The following is an 18,358-nucleotide window of genomic DNA, read 5'->3' on the forward strand; positions in this document are numbered from 1 at the left end:
GCGGTCACTTGAGCCTGCTGGAGGCGAGGACCGAGACCAGGTGCAGCACCGTCTGGAGCATCGCGATGCCGGCGAGCACGGCGACCCCGAGCCGGGAGAAGAACAGGTCCCCGCGGATCTGGTCCAGGACGGCCAGCACCAGGATGAGCAGCGAGGCTTCTATGCCGAGGACCAGCCGGTGGAACTTGAGCGCGGCAGCGGCCCTGCGGGCGAGCGCCATGCCCGAGGAGCGCGGCTCGGACGCCGATTCCTTGACCGGCTCCTTGCCGACCTGGTGCCGGGCTACGCCGACCAGGTCCGTCTCGGCCTTGATCAGGATCGCGCCGAGCGCCGCGAGGGTGCCGAGGAAGGCCCACAGCCAGTCGATCCGGCCGGTGCCCCACGGGTCCGCGGCGCGCAGGCCGAAGCCGACCAGCACCGCGGCGTCGCACAGGTAGGCGCCGACGCGGTCCAGGTAGACGCCGGAGAGCGAGAACTGCTTCTTCCAGCGGGCGACCTCCCCGTCCACGCAGTCGAGCAGCAGGTACAGCTGGACCGCGACCACGCCGAGGACGGCGCCCCCGATGCCGGGCACCAGCAGAGCGGGTGCGGCGAGGACGCCGGCCAGCGTCATCACGTAGGTCAGCTGGTTCGGCGTGACCTTCGTGGTGACCAGGAGACGGGTGATGCGCAGCGAGACCTCGCGCATGTAGAGGCGCCCGCCCCAGTGCTCGCCGCTGCGCCGGTCCTTCACGCCCGCCGGGTGCACGACGGGCCGGAGTTCAGCTACGGATGGTCTTGGCATAGTCGGCGTAAGCGTCCCTGATCTCGGCGGCGGACAGGTTGAGGTGCTCCAGGATCGTGAAGCGTCCCGGGCGGGTCTGCGGGGCGTACTCCACGGCGGTGACGAACTCGTCGATGCTGAAGCCGATCTCCTCCGGGCTCACCGGCAGCCCGTGCCGGCGCAGCACGTCGACGAAGAGGCCGGACTGCTCGCCGGAGCCGCGCAGGTGCATCGCGAAGGCCGCGCCGATGCCGACCTGCTCGCCGTGGAGCGCGGAGCGGCCCGGGTAGAGCAGGTCGAAGGCGTGGCTGATCTCGTGGCAGGCGCCGGAGGAGGGGCGGGAGTCCCCGCTGATCGACATGGCGATGCCGGAGAGGACCAGCGCCTCGGAGAGCACGGTGAGGAACTCGTCGTCGCCGCATCCGCCGGGGTGGCGCAGCACGGACTCGCCCGCGGTACGGGCCATGGCCGCGGCCAGGCCGTCCACCGGCTCGCCGGTGACCTTGCGCGAGAGCTCCCAGTCGGCGATGGCCGAGATGTTGGAGATCGCGTCGCCGATGCCGGCCCGGATGAAGCGGACCGGGGCTTCCTTGATGACGTCGAGGTCGATCACCATGGCGATCGGCGTGGGGACGCCGTAGGAGCCGCGGCCGTTGTCGTTGTCCAGGATGGACACCGGCGAGCAGATGCCGTCGTGCGAGAGGTTGGTGGCGACGGCCACCATCGGCAGCCCGACCCGCGCCGCGGCGTACTTCGCCACGTCGATGATCTTTCCGCCGCCCAGGCCCACCACGGCGTCGTAGCGGCGGCCCTTTATGTCGTCGGCCAGCTTCACCGCGGAGTCGATGGTGCCGTCGACGACGGCGTACCAGTCGGCGTGGGGCAGTACGGGCTCCAGCTTGGCGCGCAGCGCGACGCCGGAGCCGCCGCTGATCGCGATCGCCAGCTTGCCGGACGCGGAGATCCGCTGGTCGGCCAGGAGGCCGGCCAGGTCGTCCATGGCCCCGCGGCCGATGTCGACGACGACGGGCGAGGGGATGAGCCTCGTCAGTACTGGCATGCGATCGTCCGGCCCTTGGCGAGGTCGTCGTGGTTGTCGATCTCGACCCACTTCACGTCGCCGATGGGGGCCACGTCGATGGTGAAGCCGTCGTTGACGAGCTGCTGGTAGCCGTCCTCGTAGTAGAGGTCGGGGTCGCGCTCGAAGGTGGTCTTCAGGGCCTCGGCCAGCTGCTCGCCGGCCTCGGGCTCGATGAGGGTGACGCCGATGTACTCGCCGGTCGCGTCGGCCGGGTCCATCAACTTGGTGATCTTGCGGACGCCGCGCTCGCCGTCCACCACGACCTTCATCTCCTCGTCGGCCAGGTTCTTGACCGTGTCGAGGGCGAGGATGATCTTCTGGCCGTCGCCGCGGGCGGCGAGCAGGGTCTTCTCGACGGAGACCGGGTGGACGGTGTCGCCGTTGGCGAGGATCACGCCCTGCTTCAGGACGTCACGCGCACACCACAGGGAGTAGGCGTTGTTCCACTCCTCGGCCTTGTCGTTGTCGATCAGCGTGATCTTGACGCCGTACTTGGCCTCCAGCGCCTCGCGGCGCTCGTAGACGGCCTCCTTGCGGTAGCCGACGACGACGGCGACCTCGGTGAGGCCGACCTCGGCGAAGTTGCCCAGGGTCAGGTCGAGAACGGTGAGGCTCTCCTCCTGGCCTTCGGGGCCGACGGGCACGAGGGCCTTGGGGAGGGTGTCGGTGTAGGGACGCAGACGGCGTCCCGCACCGGCCGCGAGTACAAGGCCGATCATGCTGGTTCTCCTTCGTCATGTACGGCGGGTGCTCCGGAGGAGACCCAGAAGCGGATGCTCTCCACGAGCACCACGAGTGCCACGGCCACGGCCATGGCCGTGAGCGCGACGGGGAAGTCCGTCTCCCGCGTCGCCAGGACGGCCGCCAGGACCGCGGTCAGCAGGACCCGGCCTTCCTGGCCGCCGATCGTCCGCACCAGCCAGTGCGGGGGCGCGCCGGTGCCTCCGCGGATGCGGTACACCGTGTCGTAGTGATGGTAGGCGACCGCCGCGACCAGTCCGAATGCCGCCGGAAGGGCTCCGGGGACGCCGGCCCCGGCCGCGAGGGCCAGCACGGTGGTGTACTCGGCGGCGCGGAAGACCGGCGGGACGAGCCAGTCGAGTGCCCCCTTGAGGGGGCGGGCGAGGGCGGCGCCCGAGAGCAGGGCGTAGAAGACGGCGGCGACGACCACCTGGCGGCTGCCGAAGGGCTGGGCCCACGCCGTCCAGAGCAGTGCGCCGGCGCCGACGACGGCTGCGGCGAGCCCGGCGCCCGGCAGCGTCCGGCCGATCAGGCGGCCGGTCAGTTCGGCCGCGGGCCCCGGGTCGGCGAGCTCGGCGAGGGCCTGGGCGGCCCGGTCGGTCCGCTCGGCCCTGCGGGTGAGCGAGCGCAGTACCCGGCCGGCGGTGGTGTACAGCGCGCCGAAGGCGCAGCCGATCAGGAGGGCGTAGAAGACGGTGCGGGGGGTGGTGACGGCGGTCAGGACCGCGATCATCGCCCAGCGCTCGCCGATCGGCAGGATGATCATGCGTCGCACCCAGACCGTCCAGCCGACGCTGTCGAGCCGTCCGGACAGCGCGGCGGTGGGGCTGGTGTTGGCGGTGGCGTCGTGGTTGGCCTCGTTGAAGGCGAAGTCGACGACGTGCCGGCAGGTCATCAGGATCATGGCGCCGAGGGCGAGGCCCCAGACGTCGTCCCCGTTCCTGGCGGCCCCCAGCGCGAGGCCCGCGTAGAAGGCGTACTCCTTGGCGCGGTCGAAGGTCGCATCGAGCCAGGCGCCCATCGTCGAGTACTGGAGCGAGTAGCGGGCCAGCTGCCCGTCGGTGCAGTCCAGGACGAAGGAGACGAGGAGGAGGACACCGGCGGCGACGTAGCCCCAGCGCTCACCGGTGGCGGCGCAGCCGGCCGCTATCAGCGCGGTGATCAGCGAAGCGGTCGTGACCTGGTTCGGGGTCAGGCCTCGGCGGGCGCACCAGCGGGCGATGTACCGCGAGTAGGGGCTGATGGCGAAGGTGGTGAAGAAGCCGTCACGGGACTTCACGGCGGTGCGCAGGCGCACGGCCTCGTCGTCGACCGCGGCGACGGCGGCGGTCGCCGCCTCCCGGTCCGCCGCGGTGGCGGGGACGGCGGCGACGAGGGTGCCGAGCTCGGGGCGCTGGACGGCCGTCCCGGCGGTCTCGACCTCGGCGGCGAGCCGGTCCGCGTACGACACGGTGCCGGTGCCGGTGCCGGCGCTGTTGTGGGATCCGGCCGCCGCGGCGGCGCCGGTGCCGGGGGCGTCATGGGCGCCGGCCCGGGCCACGGCCTTGTCGAGGGCCTCGCGGGCGCCCGGCTGCACGGCGAGGGCGCCGGTGACCGCGCAGGCGTCGAAGCGCGGGTCGGTCAGTGCGAGGCGCAGCGCGTGCAGGTGGCCGACGAAGGCGCTGTCCACGACGGCCACGCGCTGGTCGCGGGGTACGGCCGACAGCGCGGCCACGGCGTCCTCGGAGCCCGTGGCGGGGCGGACGTCGAAGCCGAGGGAGCGCAGCTCGTCCGCGAGGGGTGATCCGGGGACCGGCAGGCCGGTGAGGATGGCGGTCGGCAGACGAACTCACTCCTTGTAACGGGCGCCTCGGGGGGCGGCGGCACGTCGGCAGAGGCTATCGGATGAATGGAAGCGGGGGTTCACCGCCCGTTTGCACCCCGACAACCCTGATGTCCCGGGGCTCCGGGCCCTGCCGGGTCATCATTGACGATCACCGCGCGGTACCACAAACGGCGGCGGTGTTACGGTGGACACGCCCTTGACCGTGCCGAGTGATCGTGTCGAGTGGGAAGAGGTGGGTCGATGACCGTCGCAGTGACCGCGGCCGTGCGCCGCGGACTCCGGTTCGTCCCCCCTTCCTTCCGGGCATCCGGCCGGTCCTGATCCTGCGCTGAGCCGTCCCCGGCGTCACCGGGGCGGCCCCCGGCCGGCCGCAGCCCCCGTTCCAAGGGTCCGCATTGACCGACGACACGGGAACCATCACGTCCGGCGCCTTCCGCGAGGCGTTCCTCACCCTGCACCGCGACCTGCCCCGGCAGGCTCCGGGCTCCGACGCGTCCACCCGGCGCCTGCTGTCCCTGTGCGGACCGCTTCCCGAGCGGCCGCGCGTCCTCGACCTGGGCTGCGGTCCGGGCCGCAGCGCCCTGCTGCTCGCCGCCGAGGCGGGCGGGCACGACGCACGGGTCACCGCCGTCGACCTGCACGTCGGCTTCCTCGAAGAGCTCCGTACGGCCGCGGCGGCCCGCGCTCTCGCCCACCGCGTCCGCGCCGTGCGGGCGGACATGGGCGCGCTCCCCTTCCGCGACGGCTCGTTCGACCTGCTCTGGGCGGAGGGCTCCGCCTACGTCATCGGCTTCGACACCGCGCTCGCGCGGTGGAAGCGGCTGCTGGCCCCCGGCGGCACCCTCGTACTGACCGAGTGCCAGTGGACGGTCGGCCGGCCGTCCGCCGGGGCGCGCGCCTTCTGGGACGCGCAGTGCCCGCTGCGCTCCACCGCCGGGAACCTCGCGGCCGCCCGCGCGGCCGGCTACCGGGTGCTCGGCATCCACCACCTGCCCGACTCGGACTGGTCCGAGTACTACGGTCCGCTCGCCGAACGGGTGCGCGCCCACCCGGCGCCGGGGACCGCCGCGATGGAGGCCGCCCTGGCCGCCACCCGCGAGGAGCTCGACGTGCGGGCCCGGTACGGGCACGAGTACGGGTACACCGGGTACGTCCTGCGCGGGTGACCGCCCGCGGGCCGGGTGCGTGGAGGTGATCTGCCCCTCGTCGCTTATCACGCGGCGGGGGGCAGACATGCGCGGATCCCCGAAGTGCGGACAAGCCCCTTTTGTACGGCAGACTGAGGGCCGAAGTCCGAAGCGAAGGATGGGTATGCCGACCACACCAGCCACCGCCGCGAACAGCGCGACCAACGGCGCCGGAGCTCAAGAACCGATCATGCTCGAACTGGTCGACGAGTCCGGGAACACCATCGGCACGGCGGAGAAGCTCTCCGCCCATCAGGCTCCCGGGCAGCTGCACCGGGCGTTCTCCGTGTTCCTCTTCGACGAGCACGGCCGGCTGCTGCTCCAGCAGCGCGCCCTCGGGAAGTACCACTCCCCCGGCGTCTGGTCGAACACCTGCTGCGGTCACCCCTACCCCGGGGAGTCGCCCTTCGCCGCGGCCGCCCGGCGGACCCACGAGGAGCTGGGTCTGTCGCCCTCGCTGCTCGCGGAGGCGGGGACGGTGCGCTACAACCACCCGGACCCGGCGTCGGGCCTGGTGGAGCAGGAGTTCAACCACCTGTTCGTGGGACTGGCCCAGGCGGCTCTGCGACCGGATCCGCAAGAGGTCGGCGAGACCGCCTTCGTCAGCGCTGCGGAGCTGGCGGAGCGCCACGCCGAGGCACCGTTCTCGGCTTGGTTCATGACCGTGCTGGACGCGGCGCGGCCCGCGATCCGCGAGCTGACCGGCGAGGCCGCGGGCTGGTAGCCCGTGCGCCCGTCGGAGTCAGAGGGCGGGCGCGACCGGTGCGACCGGCGCGTTCGGCGTCGTGAGGGGCAGGGCCGCCCAGATGACCTTGCCGCCCGTCGAGGTGTGCTCGACGTCGCAGACCCCGCCGGCCTCCAGCGTGATCTCGCGCACCAGGAGCAGGCCGCGACCGCCGGTCTGGCCGAAGTCGGCCTCCAGCGCCTTGGGGCGGTACGGGTGGTCGTCCTCGACGGCCACCCGTACCCATTCCCGGCCGATCGCCACCTCGACCCCCACCTCCGGCGAGAGCAGGGCGGCGTGCCGGACCGAGTTCGTCACCAGTTCGGAGACGATCAGCAGCAGCGCGTACACGAGGTCCTGATGGGCGGGCACCCCCTGGCGCCCGAGGAGGTCCCGCACCGCGCGGCGGGCCTGCGGAACGGATTCTTCTACCGCGGGAGCGGTGAACCGCCACACTCCCTCGTAGGCGAGGGGGTCGGCCGCCGACTCCGGCTCCCCCTCCCTGGCCGGCGGGACACTCCCGCTGACGTCCATGTTGCGTCCCCCGTCTTCGCGCTCGATCGTCTCCACGCGTCCAGAGTGGTGAACACCCCGGTCCGGACCGGACCCCTGACCAGAAGTCAGCGTCAATCGGACGCTTTTTGACCACTGGCGTATGACACCGTCAATTGTTCGACTGTTCCTGATCTTCTCCGGGACGATGACGGGCCGCCACGGGCACCCCGCCCGGCCCGCCCGCCTCGGGCACCGCCTCGTCTTCCCTGACCAGACCCGGAATGCGCCGGGCCTCCGTGCCGAGCGCGATCAGGCTCGGGCCGTCGAACAGCAGGGCGAGCGAGAAGAAGGTTCCGATCACGTACGGGCTCGTGCCGGGCCGGCCGAAGGGGGGCAGGCTGCCCAGCAGGACCCGAAGGGGCCCGGTACGAGGGCGAGGCCGACCTTCCACGCCCCCCGCGGACTCCCCCGATCATGGGGTCGGGGGCCCGGGATAGCATCCGGCCCATGGACGCAGCCCACGACGCAGCCCTGCTGCACACGGTCTCCGACGGGGTCGCCACGGTCGTCATCTCCCACCCCGCCAAACGCAACGCCATGACGGCCGCGATGTGGCGGGCCCTGCCGGAGCTGCTGGCGACGCTGGCGGCCGACCCGGCCGTGCGGGTACTCGTCCTGACCGGGGCCGGGCCGACCTTCTGCGCGGGCGCGGACATCTCCTCCCTGACGGGCGACGAGGACCCGCAGGCGCTCGCCGTGGCGGCGGAGGAGGCCCTGGCCGCCTTCCCGAAGCCGACCCTCGCGGCGATCCGCGGGTTCTGCGTGGGCGGCGGCAGTCAACTGGCGGCCGCCTGCGACCTGCGGTTCGCGGAGGAGGGCGCGTCGTTCGGGGTGACCCCCGCCAAGCTGGGCATCGTCTACCCGGCCTCCTCGACCCGGCGGCTGGTGCGGCTGGTCGGTCCGGCCGCGGCCAAGTACCTGCTGTTCTCCGCGGAACTGGTGGACGCGGAAAGGGCGTTGCGGACCGGCTTCCTGGAGGAGCTGCTGCCCGCCGGCCGCCTGGACGAGCGGGTGGCCCGGTTCACCCGGGTGCTGGCCTCGCGCTCGCGGCTGACGCAGGCCGCGGCCAAGGAGTTCGCGGACGGGCGTACGGACCGCGACGGCCACTGGAGGGCCCAGGCGGCCGCGAGCGGCGACACCGCGGAGGGGGTCGCCGCCTTCCTGGAGCGGCGCCCACCCGTCTTCCGCTGGCCTACAGCGGACTGACCGCCCGGAGCCGGGCGACGAGCTCGGCCGGGGCCTTGGCGGGCGAACCCGCGTCGTAGGGCGGCTGCGGGTCGTACTCGGTCATCAGCTGGACCGTCTGGGCGTACTCGTCCCCGGCGATCCTGCCGAGCAGGGTCAGGCCCATGTCGATCCCGGCGGACACCCCGGCCGCGGTGACGTACTTGCCGTCGAACACCACCCTCTCCCCCGTGGGCTCGGCCCCGAACCGGGGCAGCCGGTCCAGGAACAGCCAGTGCCCGGCCGCCCGCCGCCCGTCGAGCAGGCCCGCGGCGGCGAGCAGGAGGGAGCCGGTGCAGACGGAGGTCGTCCAGGTCGTGGTGGCGTCGACCGCCCTCAGCCAGTCGAGGACGGCGGGGTTCGCCATCTCCACCTCGGGATGCGGGCCGCCCGGCACGACGACGATGTCGGGGCGCGTCACCTCTCCGAGCGCCTTGTCGGCGACGAGGGCGAGGGAGCCGTTGTCGGTCCGGACGGGACCGGAGCGCTCGGAGACGAAGACGGTCTCGGCGCCGTCCAGGCGGCCGAGGGTGTCGAAGGGTCCGACGGCGTCGAGGGCGGTAAAGCGGTCGTAGAGCAGTACGGCGATCTGCATGGCTCCTCCGGAGCAGTCGGGGGTGGCGCCCCTCGCCTCGGGCGGGAGCGGACCAGGGGGCGCGGGCAGGGGCGGGGGCCGAAGCGGCGGCAGTACGCGGCCGGGGGCCGGCCCGGGGTCTGCACGAAGGTTCGCCGCAGCGCCCGCGGCGTGCCGTAGCCACAGGTCCGGGCTCTGCGGGCCACACCGTCGGAGCTGTCCTCCAGGAGACGGCGCGCGTGCCCCACGCGGACGCGCTCCGCGTATCGCCCCGGCGTCATCCCCGTCTCCGCCCGGAAGGCGCGCACGAGGCGCCTCGGCGACAGGCGGGCCCGCGCCGCGATCGCCGCCAGGCCCTGCACCCCGCAGGGGAGGGCGACGAGCACCTTTCGCAACGACATGACCTCATGGTGTGACGCGTGCGCGGTGGCCGCAAGGACGGACCTCCCACCTGTCCGCCCGCCGCCCGCCGCCCTCCCCCGACCGTGCAGGGACGGCGCACCTCACCGCGCCCGGCCCGGACGCGGGACGTCGCCGGGACCTGGGCCGGACGCGGGACGTCGCCGGAACCTGGGACGTCACAGGACCCGGGTCGTCGCCGGGACCTGGGCCGTACCCGGCCCCGGCTCGTCACCCGGCCCCGGGGCGTCGCCGGGACCTGGCCCGTACCCGGACCTGGCCCGTACCCGGACCCGGCTCGTCACCCGGCCCCGGCTCGTCGTCCGGACGCGCGCGATGCCATCCTTGTCCGGGTCCCCCGCGCGACCACCCCTGTCGGAGCCTCTCCTGAACACCGTCACCGCCGAGTCCCTGTCGGTCGTCCTGCTGCTCGGGGTGCTGGCCTTCGCCGTACTGCGCCCGCGCGGGCTGCCCGAGGCCGCGGCGGCCGTCCCGGCCGCCGGGCTGCTGGTGGCGCTGGGAGTCGTCTCCCCGGCCGACGCCTGGGCGCAGCTGCGGGAGCTGCTGCCGGTCGTCGCCTTTCTCGCGGTCATCCTGGCCCTCGCCCGGCTGTGCGCCGACGAGGGGCTCTTCCGGGCCGCCGGCGCCGCCGTGGCCCGGCGGTCCGCCGGCCGGGGGCCGACCGCGCTGCTCGGCGGGGTCTTCGCCGTGGCCTCCCTCGTCACGGCGACCCTGAGCCTGGACGCGACCGTGGTCCTGCTCACCCCGGTGGTGCTGGCCGGCGCCGCCCGCCTGGGGGCCCGGCCCCGGCCGCACGTCTTCGCCACGGCGCACCTCGCGAACTCGGCCTCGCTCCTCCTGCCGGTCTCCAACCTCACGAACCTGCTCGCCTTCACCGCGAGCGGGCTCTCCTTCACCCGCTTCGCCGGGCTGATGACCCTGCCCTGGCTGGTGGCGATCGGCGTGGAGTACGCGGCGCTGCGCCGCTTCTTCCGGGCGGATCTGGCGGCGCCGGCCGCGCACGTCCCCGAGGCGGCGGAGCGGCTGCCGCTGCCGCGCTTCGCGCTCGCCGTCCTCGTGCTGACGCTGGCCGGCTTCGCCGTGGCCTCCTTCGCCGGGGCCGGCCCCGTCTGGGCGGCGCTGGCCGGCACGGTGGTGCTGGCCGTACGGGCGCTGCACCGCCGCGAGACGACGCTGCGCCGCGTCGGCGCCTCTGCGGCGCCCGCCTTCTGCCTGTTCGTACTGGCCCTCGGCGTGGTGGTGCGGGCCGTGGTGGACCACGGCCTCGGCGACGGGCTGGCCCGCATCCTGCCGGACGGGAGCTCGCTGCCCGCGCTGCTGGCGACGGCCGCCGTGGCCGCCGTACTGGCCAACCTGATCAACAACCTGCCGGCCGTGCTCGCCCTCCTCCCCCTCGCCGCCCCGCTCGGGCCGGGCCCGGTGCTGGCCGTGCTGATCGGCGTGAACATCGGCCCGAACCTGACCTACGCCGGCTCCCTGGCCACCCTGTTGTGGCGCCGCATCCTGCACGAGCACGGCGAGCGCATATCCCTGTCCGACTTCACCCGGGTCGGTCTGCTCGCGACGCCCCCGGCCCTGGCGGCCTCCGTCACCGCCCTGTGGGCCGCCCTCGGGCTCCTCGGAACCTGACGGCCGGGCCCGGATAGGATCGGCGGACCATGACTGCAACCCTCGTCGCCAAGAAGCTCACCGCCGCGCACGGTGAGCGCACGCTCTTCGCCGATCTCGACCTCGTCGTCGCCCCCGGCGACGTCATCGGCCTCGTCGGCGTCAACGGCGCCGGGAAGTCGACCCTGCTGCGCCTGCTGGCCGGGCTGGACACCCCCGAGACCGGTGAGCTGCGGCTCTCCCCGCCGACCGCCGCCGTCGGCCACCTCCCGCAGGAGCCGGACCGGCGGCCCGGGGAGTCGGTACGGGAGTTCCTGGCCCGCCGCACCGGCGTGGCCGCCGCGCAGGCGGAGCTGGATGCGGCGACGCAGGGCCTGGTGGACGGGACGCCGGGCGCCGACGACGCGTACGCCACCTCGCTGGACCGGTGGCTGGACCTCGGCGGCGCGGACCTGGACGAGCGGGCCCAGGAGGTCGCCGACGACCTCGGCCTGTCCGTCGGCCTGGACCTGCCGATGACGGCGCTCTCGGGTGGCCAGGCGGCCCGCGCGGGCCTCGCCTCGCTCCTGCTCTCGCGCTACGACGTCTTCCTCCTCGACGAGCCCACCAACGACCTGGACCTCGATGGTCTGGAGCGTCTGGAGCGGTTCGTCAAGGGCCTGCGCGCGGGCACGGTCGTCATCAGCCACGACCGCGAGTTCCTGACGCGGACCGTCACCAAGGTCCTCGAACTCGACCTGGTCCAGCAGCGGATCAACCTCTACGGCGGCGGCTACGACGCCTACCTGGAGGAGCGCGAGCGCGCCCGCGACCACGCCCGTGAGGAGTTCGAGGAGTACGCGGACAGGAAGTCCGCCCTCGAAGGCCGGGCGCAGATGCAGCGCAACTGGATGGACAAGGGCGTGCGCAACGCCCGCCGCAAGGCGAGCGACAACGACAAGATCGGCAAGAACCTGCGCGGCGAGTCGAGCGAGAAGCAGGCCGCCAAGGCACGCCAGACGCAGCGGGCCATCGAGCGCCTCGAAGTCGTCGACGAGCCCCGCAAGGAGTGGGAGCTGCGCATGGAGATCGCGGCGGCTCCGCGGTCCGGTTCGGTGGTCGCCACCCTGCGCGAAGCGGCCGTCAAGCGCGGGGACTTCGCCTTCGGTCCGGCCAGCCTGCAGATCGACTGGGCGGACCGGGTGGCGATCACCGGGGCCAACGGGGCGGGCAAGTCCACCCTCCTCGCCGTCCTCCTGGGCCGGCTGGCACCGGACTCCGGCGCCGCCACCCTCGGCTCCGGCGTCCTGATCGGCGAAGTGGACCAGGCGCGCGGTCTGTTCCTCGGCGGCGAACCCTTGCTGGAGGCCTTCTGCGCGGCGGTCCCGGAGACCGAGCCGGCCGAAGTCCGCACCCTGCTCGCCAAGTTCGGCCTCAAGGCCGCCCACGTGCTGCGGCCGGCGGCCACCCTCTCCCCGGGCGAGCGCACCCGCGCGGCGCTGGCCCTGTTGCAGGGCCGAGGGGTGAACCTGCTGGTCCTGGACGAGCCCACCAACCACCTCGACCTCCCGGCGATCGAGCAGCTGGAGTCCGCACTGGAGGCGTACGAGGGCACCCTGCTGCTGGTCACGCACGACCGCCGGATGCTGGACGCCGTCTCGGTGACCCGCCGCCTGCGGGTCGCCGACGGCCGGGTCACCGAGCTCTGAGCGGTGTCCCGCCCGTCGCGCGTGCGTCCGCAGGGGTGGCGGGCCGGCCCGGGCAGGCGGCCCGCCGCGGCTCGAGGTGCCGACCGGCGCGTACCCGACTAGCGTGTGTGGGAGAGAGCCGCAACCGCGGAACACGCCCCTGTGGCCGAAGTTCTGGGAGGGGACGGCAGGGATCGACCCCCTGGCGTCCGCCCGCTTCGGGGCCCGGGCGGCGGCTGATCCCACCGGCCGGACGTTCCGCACGTACGCGGCACCGCACCATGACCGCGCCGCAGCTGTTTCCTCCCGCGGCCGCGGCCCACCCCCTGACGCCTCGCGACGGCGCGGGAGGTGAAGGAAAGGAAATCCCATGCATGCACAGAGAGCCAAGCGTCTCTTCGCGGTTTCCGCTGCCGGCCTCCTGATGGCGGGTGGAGCCGCGCTCGGCACCGCGGGTACCGCCTCGGCGGCCGTCCCTGCCCATTCCGTCAGTTACGTCGCCGGCGGCGGCTGTTACGACGACGACGATGACGACTACGACTACGGCTGGTACGGCAACGGCGGTTGGGACGACGACGACGACAACGGTTACGGAGGACACGGCTGGTACTGACCCGTCCCGCTTCCCGGCACGATGTGCGCGGACCCTTCGCCGGTCCGCGCACCGGGGTGCCGCGGCGCGGTGTCAGTCTTCGGCAGGTCCGCCCGGCTCGCCGGCCGGGGGCCGCCGGGTCCGGGCCATCCTGCGCGCCACGAAATCGCGCGGAAGGTGGCGCGCGGCCAGCGCGTACATCCGGTAGCGGCGGCCCGTGATGCTGAGCGGGCGGCGCAGGGCGAGGTCGCGCAGGGCCTGGGCCACCACGGCCTGCGGCTCCAGCCATACGGCTTCGCGCAGGGAGCTGACGTCCATTGCGGCGCGCTCCTGGAACTCGGTCCGGGTGAATCCGGGCACCACGGCAAGGACCCGGACGCCGTACGGCTCCATGTCCACCCGCAGCGACTCGCTGAAGGCGGTGATCCATGCCTTGGCGGCCCCGTAGGTGCCGGTCGGCAGCAGACCGGCGACGGAGGAGACGTTGAGCACGGCGCCGCGGCGGCGTTCGCGCAGGCCCGGCGCAATTGCGTGGGTGAGCCGGAGCGGGACTTTGACCAGCAGGTCGAGCATCCGCTCCTCGTCTTCGACCGGGCTGTGCGGGAAGGGCGCGGGCAGCCCGAAGCCGGCGTTGTTGACGAGCACGTCCACGGGCCGGGCCCGGTCGGCGAGGCGTTCGGCGACGGCCGCGCAGTCGGCCGGGTCCAGCAGGTCGGCGGGCAGCACTTCGGACACCGTCCCGAATTCGCGGCCCAGCGCCCGCGCGACGTCCTGGAGGCGGTCCTTGTCGCGGGCCACGAGGATGAGGTCGCAGCCCTTGGCGGCGAAGCCGCGGGCGAAGGCGGCGCCCAGGCCGGCGCTGGCCCCGGTGATCAGTACGGTGGTCATGACGACTCCACTTCCCGGTGGTCCAAGGGTTCACTGCGGGCGGTGTAGGCCCTGGCCACGTCGACGAGGAACCGGGCCTCGTCCGCCAGGTCCGCGCCCTCCTGCGAGGTCTGGATCGCGGCGGGCAGCTCCAGGCCGGCCGACTCGCCGGTCTGCCCGGGCAGGCCGGCGAGTTTCGCCCGCCGCGCCTCCCGCAGTACGCAGGCCAGCGCGGCCGCGGTGCGCCGTTGCTCGGGGACCCCGTGCCCGGCGACCCGGCCGCGGGCGGTTTCCAGGGCGCCCGGGGCGACGTACTCGCCCAGGATCAGGATCGCGTCGCGCGTCTCGATGACCTTGCGGTACACCAGCAGGTTGCGCGGCACCGGCGGCCACAGCAGCTCCAGCAGCCGTCCGGCCCGCGGCTTGTTCAGGGCCACGTGCGGCACGGCCTGGACCAGGTCGCGCCACAGCGGCCACAGCCGCCAGGCGGTCGCGACGTCGGCGGCGGTACGGCGGAAGGTGAACAGGGTCGGCACGAGGATCGCGGCGGCGCGCAGCAGGCCGTGCACGTTCATCAGCAGCGGCAGGGCGGGCATCGCCCAGGTGCTGCCGGACAGGGCTTTGAGGAGGTACGCGAGCCAGAACAGGCCGGCGAGGGCGGTGCCGAGGCCGAAGAGGCGCAGCCCGGCGGCGAGGCCCCGGCTCCCGGTGCGGCGGCTGTAGCGCCAGCACAGGGCGACGCAGATGGTGTTGGCGGTGACGTGGGCGGAGATCAGCACCAGCCAGTACGCGAACGAGGGCACCGGATCGCCCACCGGCGGCATGGTGTGGGTGCCGTGCCGGGGCGCGGCCAGGTCCAGCGCCACGAGCGCGGCGAGCCAGCCCACCGTGGCGGTCCAGGCGGCGAGTTGCAGCCGGCGGCGGCCGGTGGCGGCGGCCACGAAGTAGAGGACGGCGCCCGCGGACAGGACGCCGATGAGGTTGCGGACGAGGCCGATGGTGTGGGCGTAGGCGGCATCGCGGCTCATGGCGTAGGCGACGACGGCGGGGAGGTTCAGGGTCATCGCTGCCGCGGCGGTGGCGACGGCCAGCCACAGACCGCGCTGCTGCGGGGAGCGCAGGGCGCCGGGTGCGCGGAGCAGGACCGCGGTCCACAGGCACAGCACGCTGGGCACGGCGAGCCAGTCGCCGAAGGCGGTCAGGTCAGCGGACATCGCTGCCCCGCTGATATCCCATGGCGGACTCCAGCCGGGCCAGGGTGCCCCGGGCCGGGACGGCCGAGGGCGGGCCGGCGTTCGCCGTGCGGATGCGGATCATGCTGGCGAGCATCTCCGCCTCCTGTTCCTGGCGGGTGGTGTAGTTGGTGCGTCCGAGGACGACCGGGGCCCCGTCCGCGCCCTCCTCGCCCCCCTCGCCCTCCAGGGAGTGGTGGCCGAAGAGGATGTGGCCGAGCTCGTGGAGCACGATGTGTTCGCGGTGCAGCGGGGTGGTCTGGGCCTCGTAGAAGACGTAGTCGACGCTGGTGGTGCCGACCCACAGGCCGCAGACGCCGGATTCCGCCGCCTCCCTGGGCAGGGGGTGGAGGCGGATGGGGCGGCCGCGCTGCTCGGCCATGCGGCTGCACAGCGCATCCAGGGAGAAGGGGTGGGTCAGATCCAGTTGGCCGAGAATGTTCTCGCACCGTTTGCGCAGGCTGAGTTGCCGATGGGGCATGTGATCCCTCTTCGGACCCTTTCTCGGGCAGCGTCGGTAGGCGTGTGGTGGCATGGGCATGGCGTCCTGCGCCTTCAAGGCGGCCTCGGAGAATGCGGTCCTGAGGGGGAAAAAGCGGAGGCCCGTCCGCCGAGTGACGAACGGGCGTTCCACCATGCCTACAGATCTTGTACGCGAGTTGGCAAGGGAGGTCTCCGGCTGGGGAACCTATTCGGCCACCGCATCACAAAACCCTCACACACCGGGTGGCCGCATGTCTTCGCTCACCGCTTGCGGCGCTCCTCGGGGCCGGTGAGGCCGGCGCGCCGCAGGGCGTCGGCCATCGCACTGTTGGCGGGCGCGGGGGCGGAGGCGGAAGCGGAGGCGCCACCCTGCCGCCGGCCCTGGTCCCGCTGCTGGTCCTGACCGCGCCGGCCCTGTCCCTGGCCCTGCCCGCCCTGGGAGCGCTGGCCCTGGCCCTGGCCCTGGGCGCGGCCGCCCTGGTTCCGGCCGCCGTCCCGGGCGTCCGGCCCGCCCCGCTGCTGCGGCGGACGGCCGGCGCCGCCCCGCCGTTCCTGCCGGTCCTCGCGCTGCCGGGGAGCCCCGCCGCCCGCACCGCGCTCCGCCCCCGCCTCGTCCTCCAGCCGCAGCGTCAGCGAGATCCGCTTGCGCGGGATGTCCACGTCCATGACCTTCACGCGGACGATGTCGCCCGGCTTGACCACGTCGCGGGGGTCCTTGACGAAGGTCTTCGACAGTGCCGAGACGTGCGCCAGACCGTCCTGGTGGACGCCGATGTCGATGAAGGCGCCGAAAGCGGCCACGTTGGTGACGACGCCCTCCAGGATCATCCCGGGAGCCAGGTCGCCGATCTTCTCCACGCCCTCCTTGAAGGTCGCGGTCTTGAAGGCCGGCCGCGGGTCGCGGCCCGGCTTCTCCAGCTCGCGCAGGATGTCCGTGACCGTGGGCAGGCCGAAGGCGTCGGTGACGAACTGGTCGGGCCGCAGGGAGCGCAGCACCGCGGTGTTGCCGATCAGAGCCGCCACCTCGCCGCCGGCGGTCTTGCCCATCGCCCGCACCAGCGGGTACGCCTCGGGGTGTACGGCCGAGGCGTCCAGCGGGTCGTCCCCGCCGCGGATCCGCAGGAAGCCCGCGCACTGCTCGTACGCCTTGGGGCCCAGGCGGGCCACGTCCTTGAGCCCCTTGCGGCTGCGGAAGGGGCCGTTGGCGTCGCGGTGCGCGACGATGTTCTCGGCGAGCCCGCCGCTGATGCCCGAGACGCGCGAGAGCAGCGGCGCCGAGGCGGTGTTGACGTCCACGCCGACACCGTTCACGCAGTCCTCCACCACGGCGTCGAGCGAGCGCGAGAGCTTCGTCTCGGACAGGTCGTGCTGGTACTGTCCGACGCCGATCGACTTCGGGTCGATCTTGACCAGCTCGGCGAGCGGGTCCTGCAGGCGGCGGGCGATGGAGACCGCGCCGCGCAGCGAGACGTCCATGCCGGGCAGTTCCTGCGAGGCGAAGGCCGAGGCGGAGTACACGGAGGCGCCGGCCTCGGAGACCATCACCTTGGTGAGGTTCAGCTCGGGGTGGCGCGCGATGAGGTCCCCGGCCAGCTTGTCGGTCTCGCGGGAGGCCGTGCCGTTGCCGATGGCCACCAGCTCTACCGCGTGCTCCTCGGCGAGGCGGGCCAGCTTGGCGAGGGACTCGTCCCACTTGTTGGCGGGCACGTGGGGGTAGATGACGTCCGTGGCGACGACCTTGCCGGTGGCGTCGACGACGGCGACCTTCACGCCGGTGCGGAAACCGGGGTCCAGACCGAGCGTCGAGCGCGTGCCGGCGGGCGCCGCGAGCAGCAGGTCGCGCAGGTTGGCGGCGAAGACCCGTACGGCCTCGTCCTCGGCGGCGGCGCGCAGCCGGGTCCTCAGATCGATGCCGAGGTGCACCTGGATCTTCGTGCGCCAGGCCCAGCGGACCGTGTCGGCCAGCCACTTGTCGCCGGGCCGGTCGCGGTCGGCGATGCCGAAGCGGCGGGCGATCAGGCCCTCGTAGGTGGACGGCCCGGGGACCTCGCCCGGCTCCTCCGGCTCCAGCGTGAGGTCGAGGACGTCCTCCTTCTCGCCGCGCAGCATGGCCAGGACGCGGTGGGAGGGCAGTGCGGTGAACGGCTCGGCGAAGTCGAAGTAGTCGGCGAACTTGGCGCCCGCCTCCTCCTTGCCCTCGCGGACCTTCGCGGCCAGCCGGCCGCGGCCCCACATGCGCTCGCGCAGTTCGCCGATGAGGTCGGCGTCCTCGGCGAACCGCTCGGTGAGGATGGCGCGGGCCCCTTCCAGGGCGGCGGCGGGATCGGCGACGCCCCGCTCGGCGTCGACGAACGCGGCGGCCGCGGCGGCCGGTTCGGCGGAGGGGTCGGCGAGCAGGCGCTCGGCGAGGGGCTCCAGACCGGCCTCGCGGGCGATCTGCGCCTTGGTGCGCCGCTTGGGCTTGAAGGGCAGGTAGATGTCCTCCAGCCGGGCCTTGGTGTCGGCGGCGTTGATCCGCGCCTCCAGCTCGGCGTCGAGCTTGCCCTGCTCCCGTACGGAGTCCAGGATCGCGGCGCGCCGGTCCTCCAGCTCCCGCAGGTAGCGCAGCCGCTCTTCGAGGGTGCGCAGCTGGGCGTCGTCGAGCATCTCGGTCGCTTCCTTGCGGTAGCGCGCGATGAACGGCACGGTGGAACCGCCGTCGAGCAGCTCGACGGCGGCCCTGACCTGCCGCTCCCGTACGCCGAGCTCCTCGGCGATCCTGCCTTCGATGGACGTCGTCACGATCGGGTCCCGCCTGCCTTCGTTTGCACTGGAA

The 18,358-nt window shown here is 73.5% G+C and carries 16 protein-coding genes and 2 pseudogenes; 6 read left to right on the forward strand and 12 right to left on the reverse strand.

What is annotated here, in order from left to right; all coding sequences use genetic code 11:
• Positions 1-4: 4 nt before the first annotated feature.
• Genes AMK16_RS04740 through AMK16_RS04755 form a run of 4 tightly spaced genes read right to left on the reverse strand, consistent with a single transcriptional unit; the run spans position 5 to position 4,407 of the window.
• Entirely contained in the window at positions 5-784 is a 780-nt protein-coding gene (locus tag AMK16_RS04740) for a CDP-alcohol phosphatidyltransferase family protein (RefSeq protein WP_073908910.1), read from the reverse strand.
• Complete coding sequence (locus AMK16_RS04745) at positions 762-1,823, reverse strand: iron-containing alcohol dehydrogenase family protein (protein ID WP_073908913.1); 1,062 nt, start codon at positions 1,821-1,823, stop codon at positions 762-764. The genes AMK16_RS04740 and AMK16_RS04745 overlap by 23 nt, the downstream gene beginning before the upstream one ends.
• Positions 1,811-2,563: a phosphocholine cytidylyltransferase family protein gene (locus AMK16_RS04750; protein WP_073908915.1), complete on the reverse strand. Its 753-nt coding sequence runs from the start codon at positions 2,561-2,563 to the stop codon at positions 1,811-1,813. Before AMK16_RS04750 ends, AMK16_RS04745 begins: the two co-directional genes overlap by 13 nt.
• Entirely contained in the window at positions 2,560-4,407 is a 1,848-nt protein-coding gene (locus tag AMK16_RS04755) for a DUF5941 domain-containing protein (protein WP_073908918.1), read from the reverse strand. Before AMK16_RS04755 ends, AMK16_RS04750 begins: the two co-directional genes overlap by 4 nt.
• A 398-nt stretch (positions 4,408-4,805) precedes the next feature.
• Here AMK16_RS04755 and AMK16_RS04760 point away from each other — a divergent pair.
• Positions 4,806-5,570 (forward strand): annotated as a pseudogene (locus AMK16_RS04760) (class I SAM-dependent methyltransferase); the annotation flags it as partial.
• Between the two features lie 151 nt (positions 5,571-5,721).
• On the forward strand, positions 5,722-6,321 hold the full coding sequence (idi, locus tag AMK16_RS04765) for an isopentenyl-diphosphate Delta-isomerase (protein ID WP_073908921.1): 600 nt from the start codon (positions 5,722-5,724) through the stop codon (positions 6,319-6,321).
• Positions 6,322-6,339: 18 nt separating this feature from the next.
• On the opposite strand, the gene AMK16_RS04770 is transcribed toward idi, so the two are convergent.
• The gene (locus AMK16_RS04770; RefSeq protein ID WP_073910480.1) at positions 6,340-6,855 is read right to left on the reverse strand and encodes an ATP-binding protein; all 516 of its coding nucleotides are present in this window, start codon (positions 6,853-6,855) and stop codon (positions 6,340-6,342) included.
• A 130-nt stretch (positions 6,856-6,985) separates the two neighbouring features.
• The gene (locus AMK16_RS04775; protein WP_073908924.1) at positions 6,986-7,177 is read right to left on the reverse strand and encodes a hypothetical protein; all 192 of its coding nucleotides are present in this window, start codon (positions 7,175-7,177) and stop codon (positions 6,986-6,988) included.
• A 146-nt stretch (positions 7,178-7,323) separates the two neighbouring features.
• Here AMK16_RS04775 and AMK16_RS04780 point away from each other — a divergent pair, with 146 nt between their 5' ends.
• On the forward strand, positions 7,324-8,082 hold the full coding sequence (locus tag AMK16_RS04780; RefSeq protein WP_073908927.1) for an enoyl-CoA hydratase/isomerase family protein: 759 nt from the start codon (positions 7,324-7,326) through the stop codon (positions 8,080-8,082).
• Here AMK16_RS04780 and AMK16_RS04785 read toward each other — a convergent pair.
• Both AMK16_RS04785 and AMK16_RS34115 read right to left on the reverse strand, forming a co-directional pair.
• On the reverse strand, positions 8,069-8,695 hold the full coding sequence (locus AMK16_RS04785) for a DJ-1/PfpI family protein (protein WP_073908930.1): 627 nt from the start codon (positions 8,693-8,695) through the stop codon (positions 8,069-8,071). The genes AMK16_RS04780 and AMK16_RS04785 overlap by 14 nt on opposite strands.
• Before the next feature lie 74 nt (positions 8,696-8,769).
• Positions 8,770-9,021: pseudogene (locus AMK16_RS34115) on the reverse strand (helix-turn-helix domain-containing protein); the annotation flags it as partial.
• 388 nt (positions 9,022-9,409) lie between these two features.
• Here AMK16_RS34115 and AMK16_RS04795 point away from each other — a divergent pair.
• The 3 genes from AMK16_RS04795 to AMK16_RS04805 all read left to right on the forward strand — a co-directional run bounded on the left by AMK16_RS04795 (position 9,410) and on the right by AMK16_RS04805 (position 12,982).
• Entirely contained in the window at positions 9,410-10,723 is a 1,314-nt protein-coding gene (locus AMK16_RS04795; protein ID WP_199885342.1) for an SLC13 family permease, read from the forward strand.
• Positions 10,724-10,752: 29 nt separating this feature from the next.
• Positions 10,753-12,390 (forward strand): ABC-F family ATP-binding cassette domain-containing protein, encoded by a 1,638-nt coding sequence (locus AMK16_RS04800; protein WP_073908937.1) that lies wholly within the window; start codon positions 10,753-10,755, stop codon positions 12,388-12,390.
• A gap of 349 nt (positions 12,391-12,739) precedes the next feature.
• On the forward strand, positions 12,740-12,982 hold the full coding sequence (locus tag AMK16_RS04805; protein WP_073908940.1) for a hypothetical protein: 243 nt from the start codon (positions 12,740-12,742) through the stop codon (positions 12,980-12,982).
• Between the two features lie 72 nt (positions 12,983-13,054).
• Here AMK16_RS04805 and AMK16_RS04810 read toward each other — a convergent pair whose 3' ends face one another.
• The 4 genes from AMK16_RS04810 to AMK16_RS04825 all read right to left on the reverse strand — a co-directional run bounded on the left by AMK16_RS04810 (position 13,055) and on the right by AMK16_RS04825 (position 18,324).
• Positions 13,055-13,849, reverse strand: a complete 795-nt coding sequence (locus AMK16_RS04810) for an SDR family NAD(P)-dependent oxidoreductase (RefSeq protein ID WP_073908943.1) — start codon at positions 13,847-13,849, stop codon at positions 13,055-13,057.
• A complete protein-coding gene (locus AMK16_RS04815) occupies positions 13,846-15,042 on the reverse strand; it encodes an MAB_1171c family putative transporter (protein WP_073908946.1) in 1,197 nt (398 codons plus the stop codon). Before AMK16_RS04815 ends, AMK16_RS04810 begins: the two co-directional genes overlap by 4 nt.
• Entirely contained in the window at positions 15,032-15,541 is a 510-nt protein-coding gene (locus AMK16_RS04820; RefSeq protein WP_073908949.1) for a hypothetical protein, read from the reverse strand. The genes AMK16_RS04815 and AMK16_RS04820 overlap by 11 nt, the downstream gene beginning before the upstream one ends.
• Positions 15,542-15,804: 263 nt before the next feature.
• Complete coding sequence (locus AMK16_RS04825) at positions 15,805-18,324, reverse strand: Tex family protein (RefSeq protein WP_073908952.1); 2,520 nt, start codon at positions 18,322-18,324, stop codon at positions 15,805-15,807.
• Between the last annotated feature and the right edge of the window lie 34 nt (positions 18,325-18,358).

The sequence above is a fragment of the Streptomyces sp. CB00455 genome (assembly GCF_001905445.1).
Classification (GTDB): Bacteria; Actinomycetota; Actinomycetes; order Streptomycetales; family Streptomycetaceae; genus Streptomyces.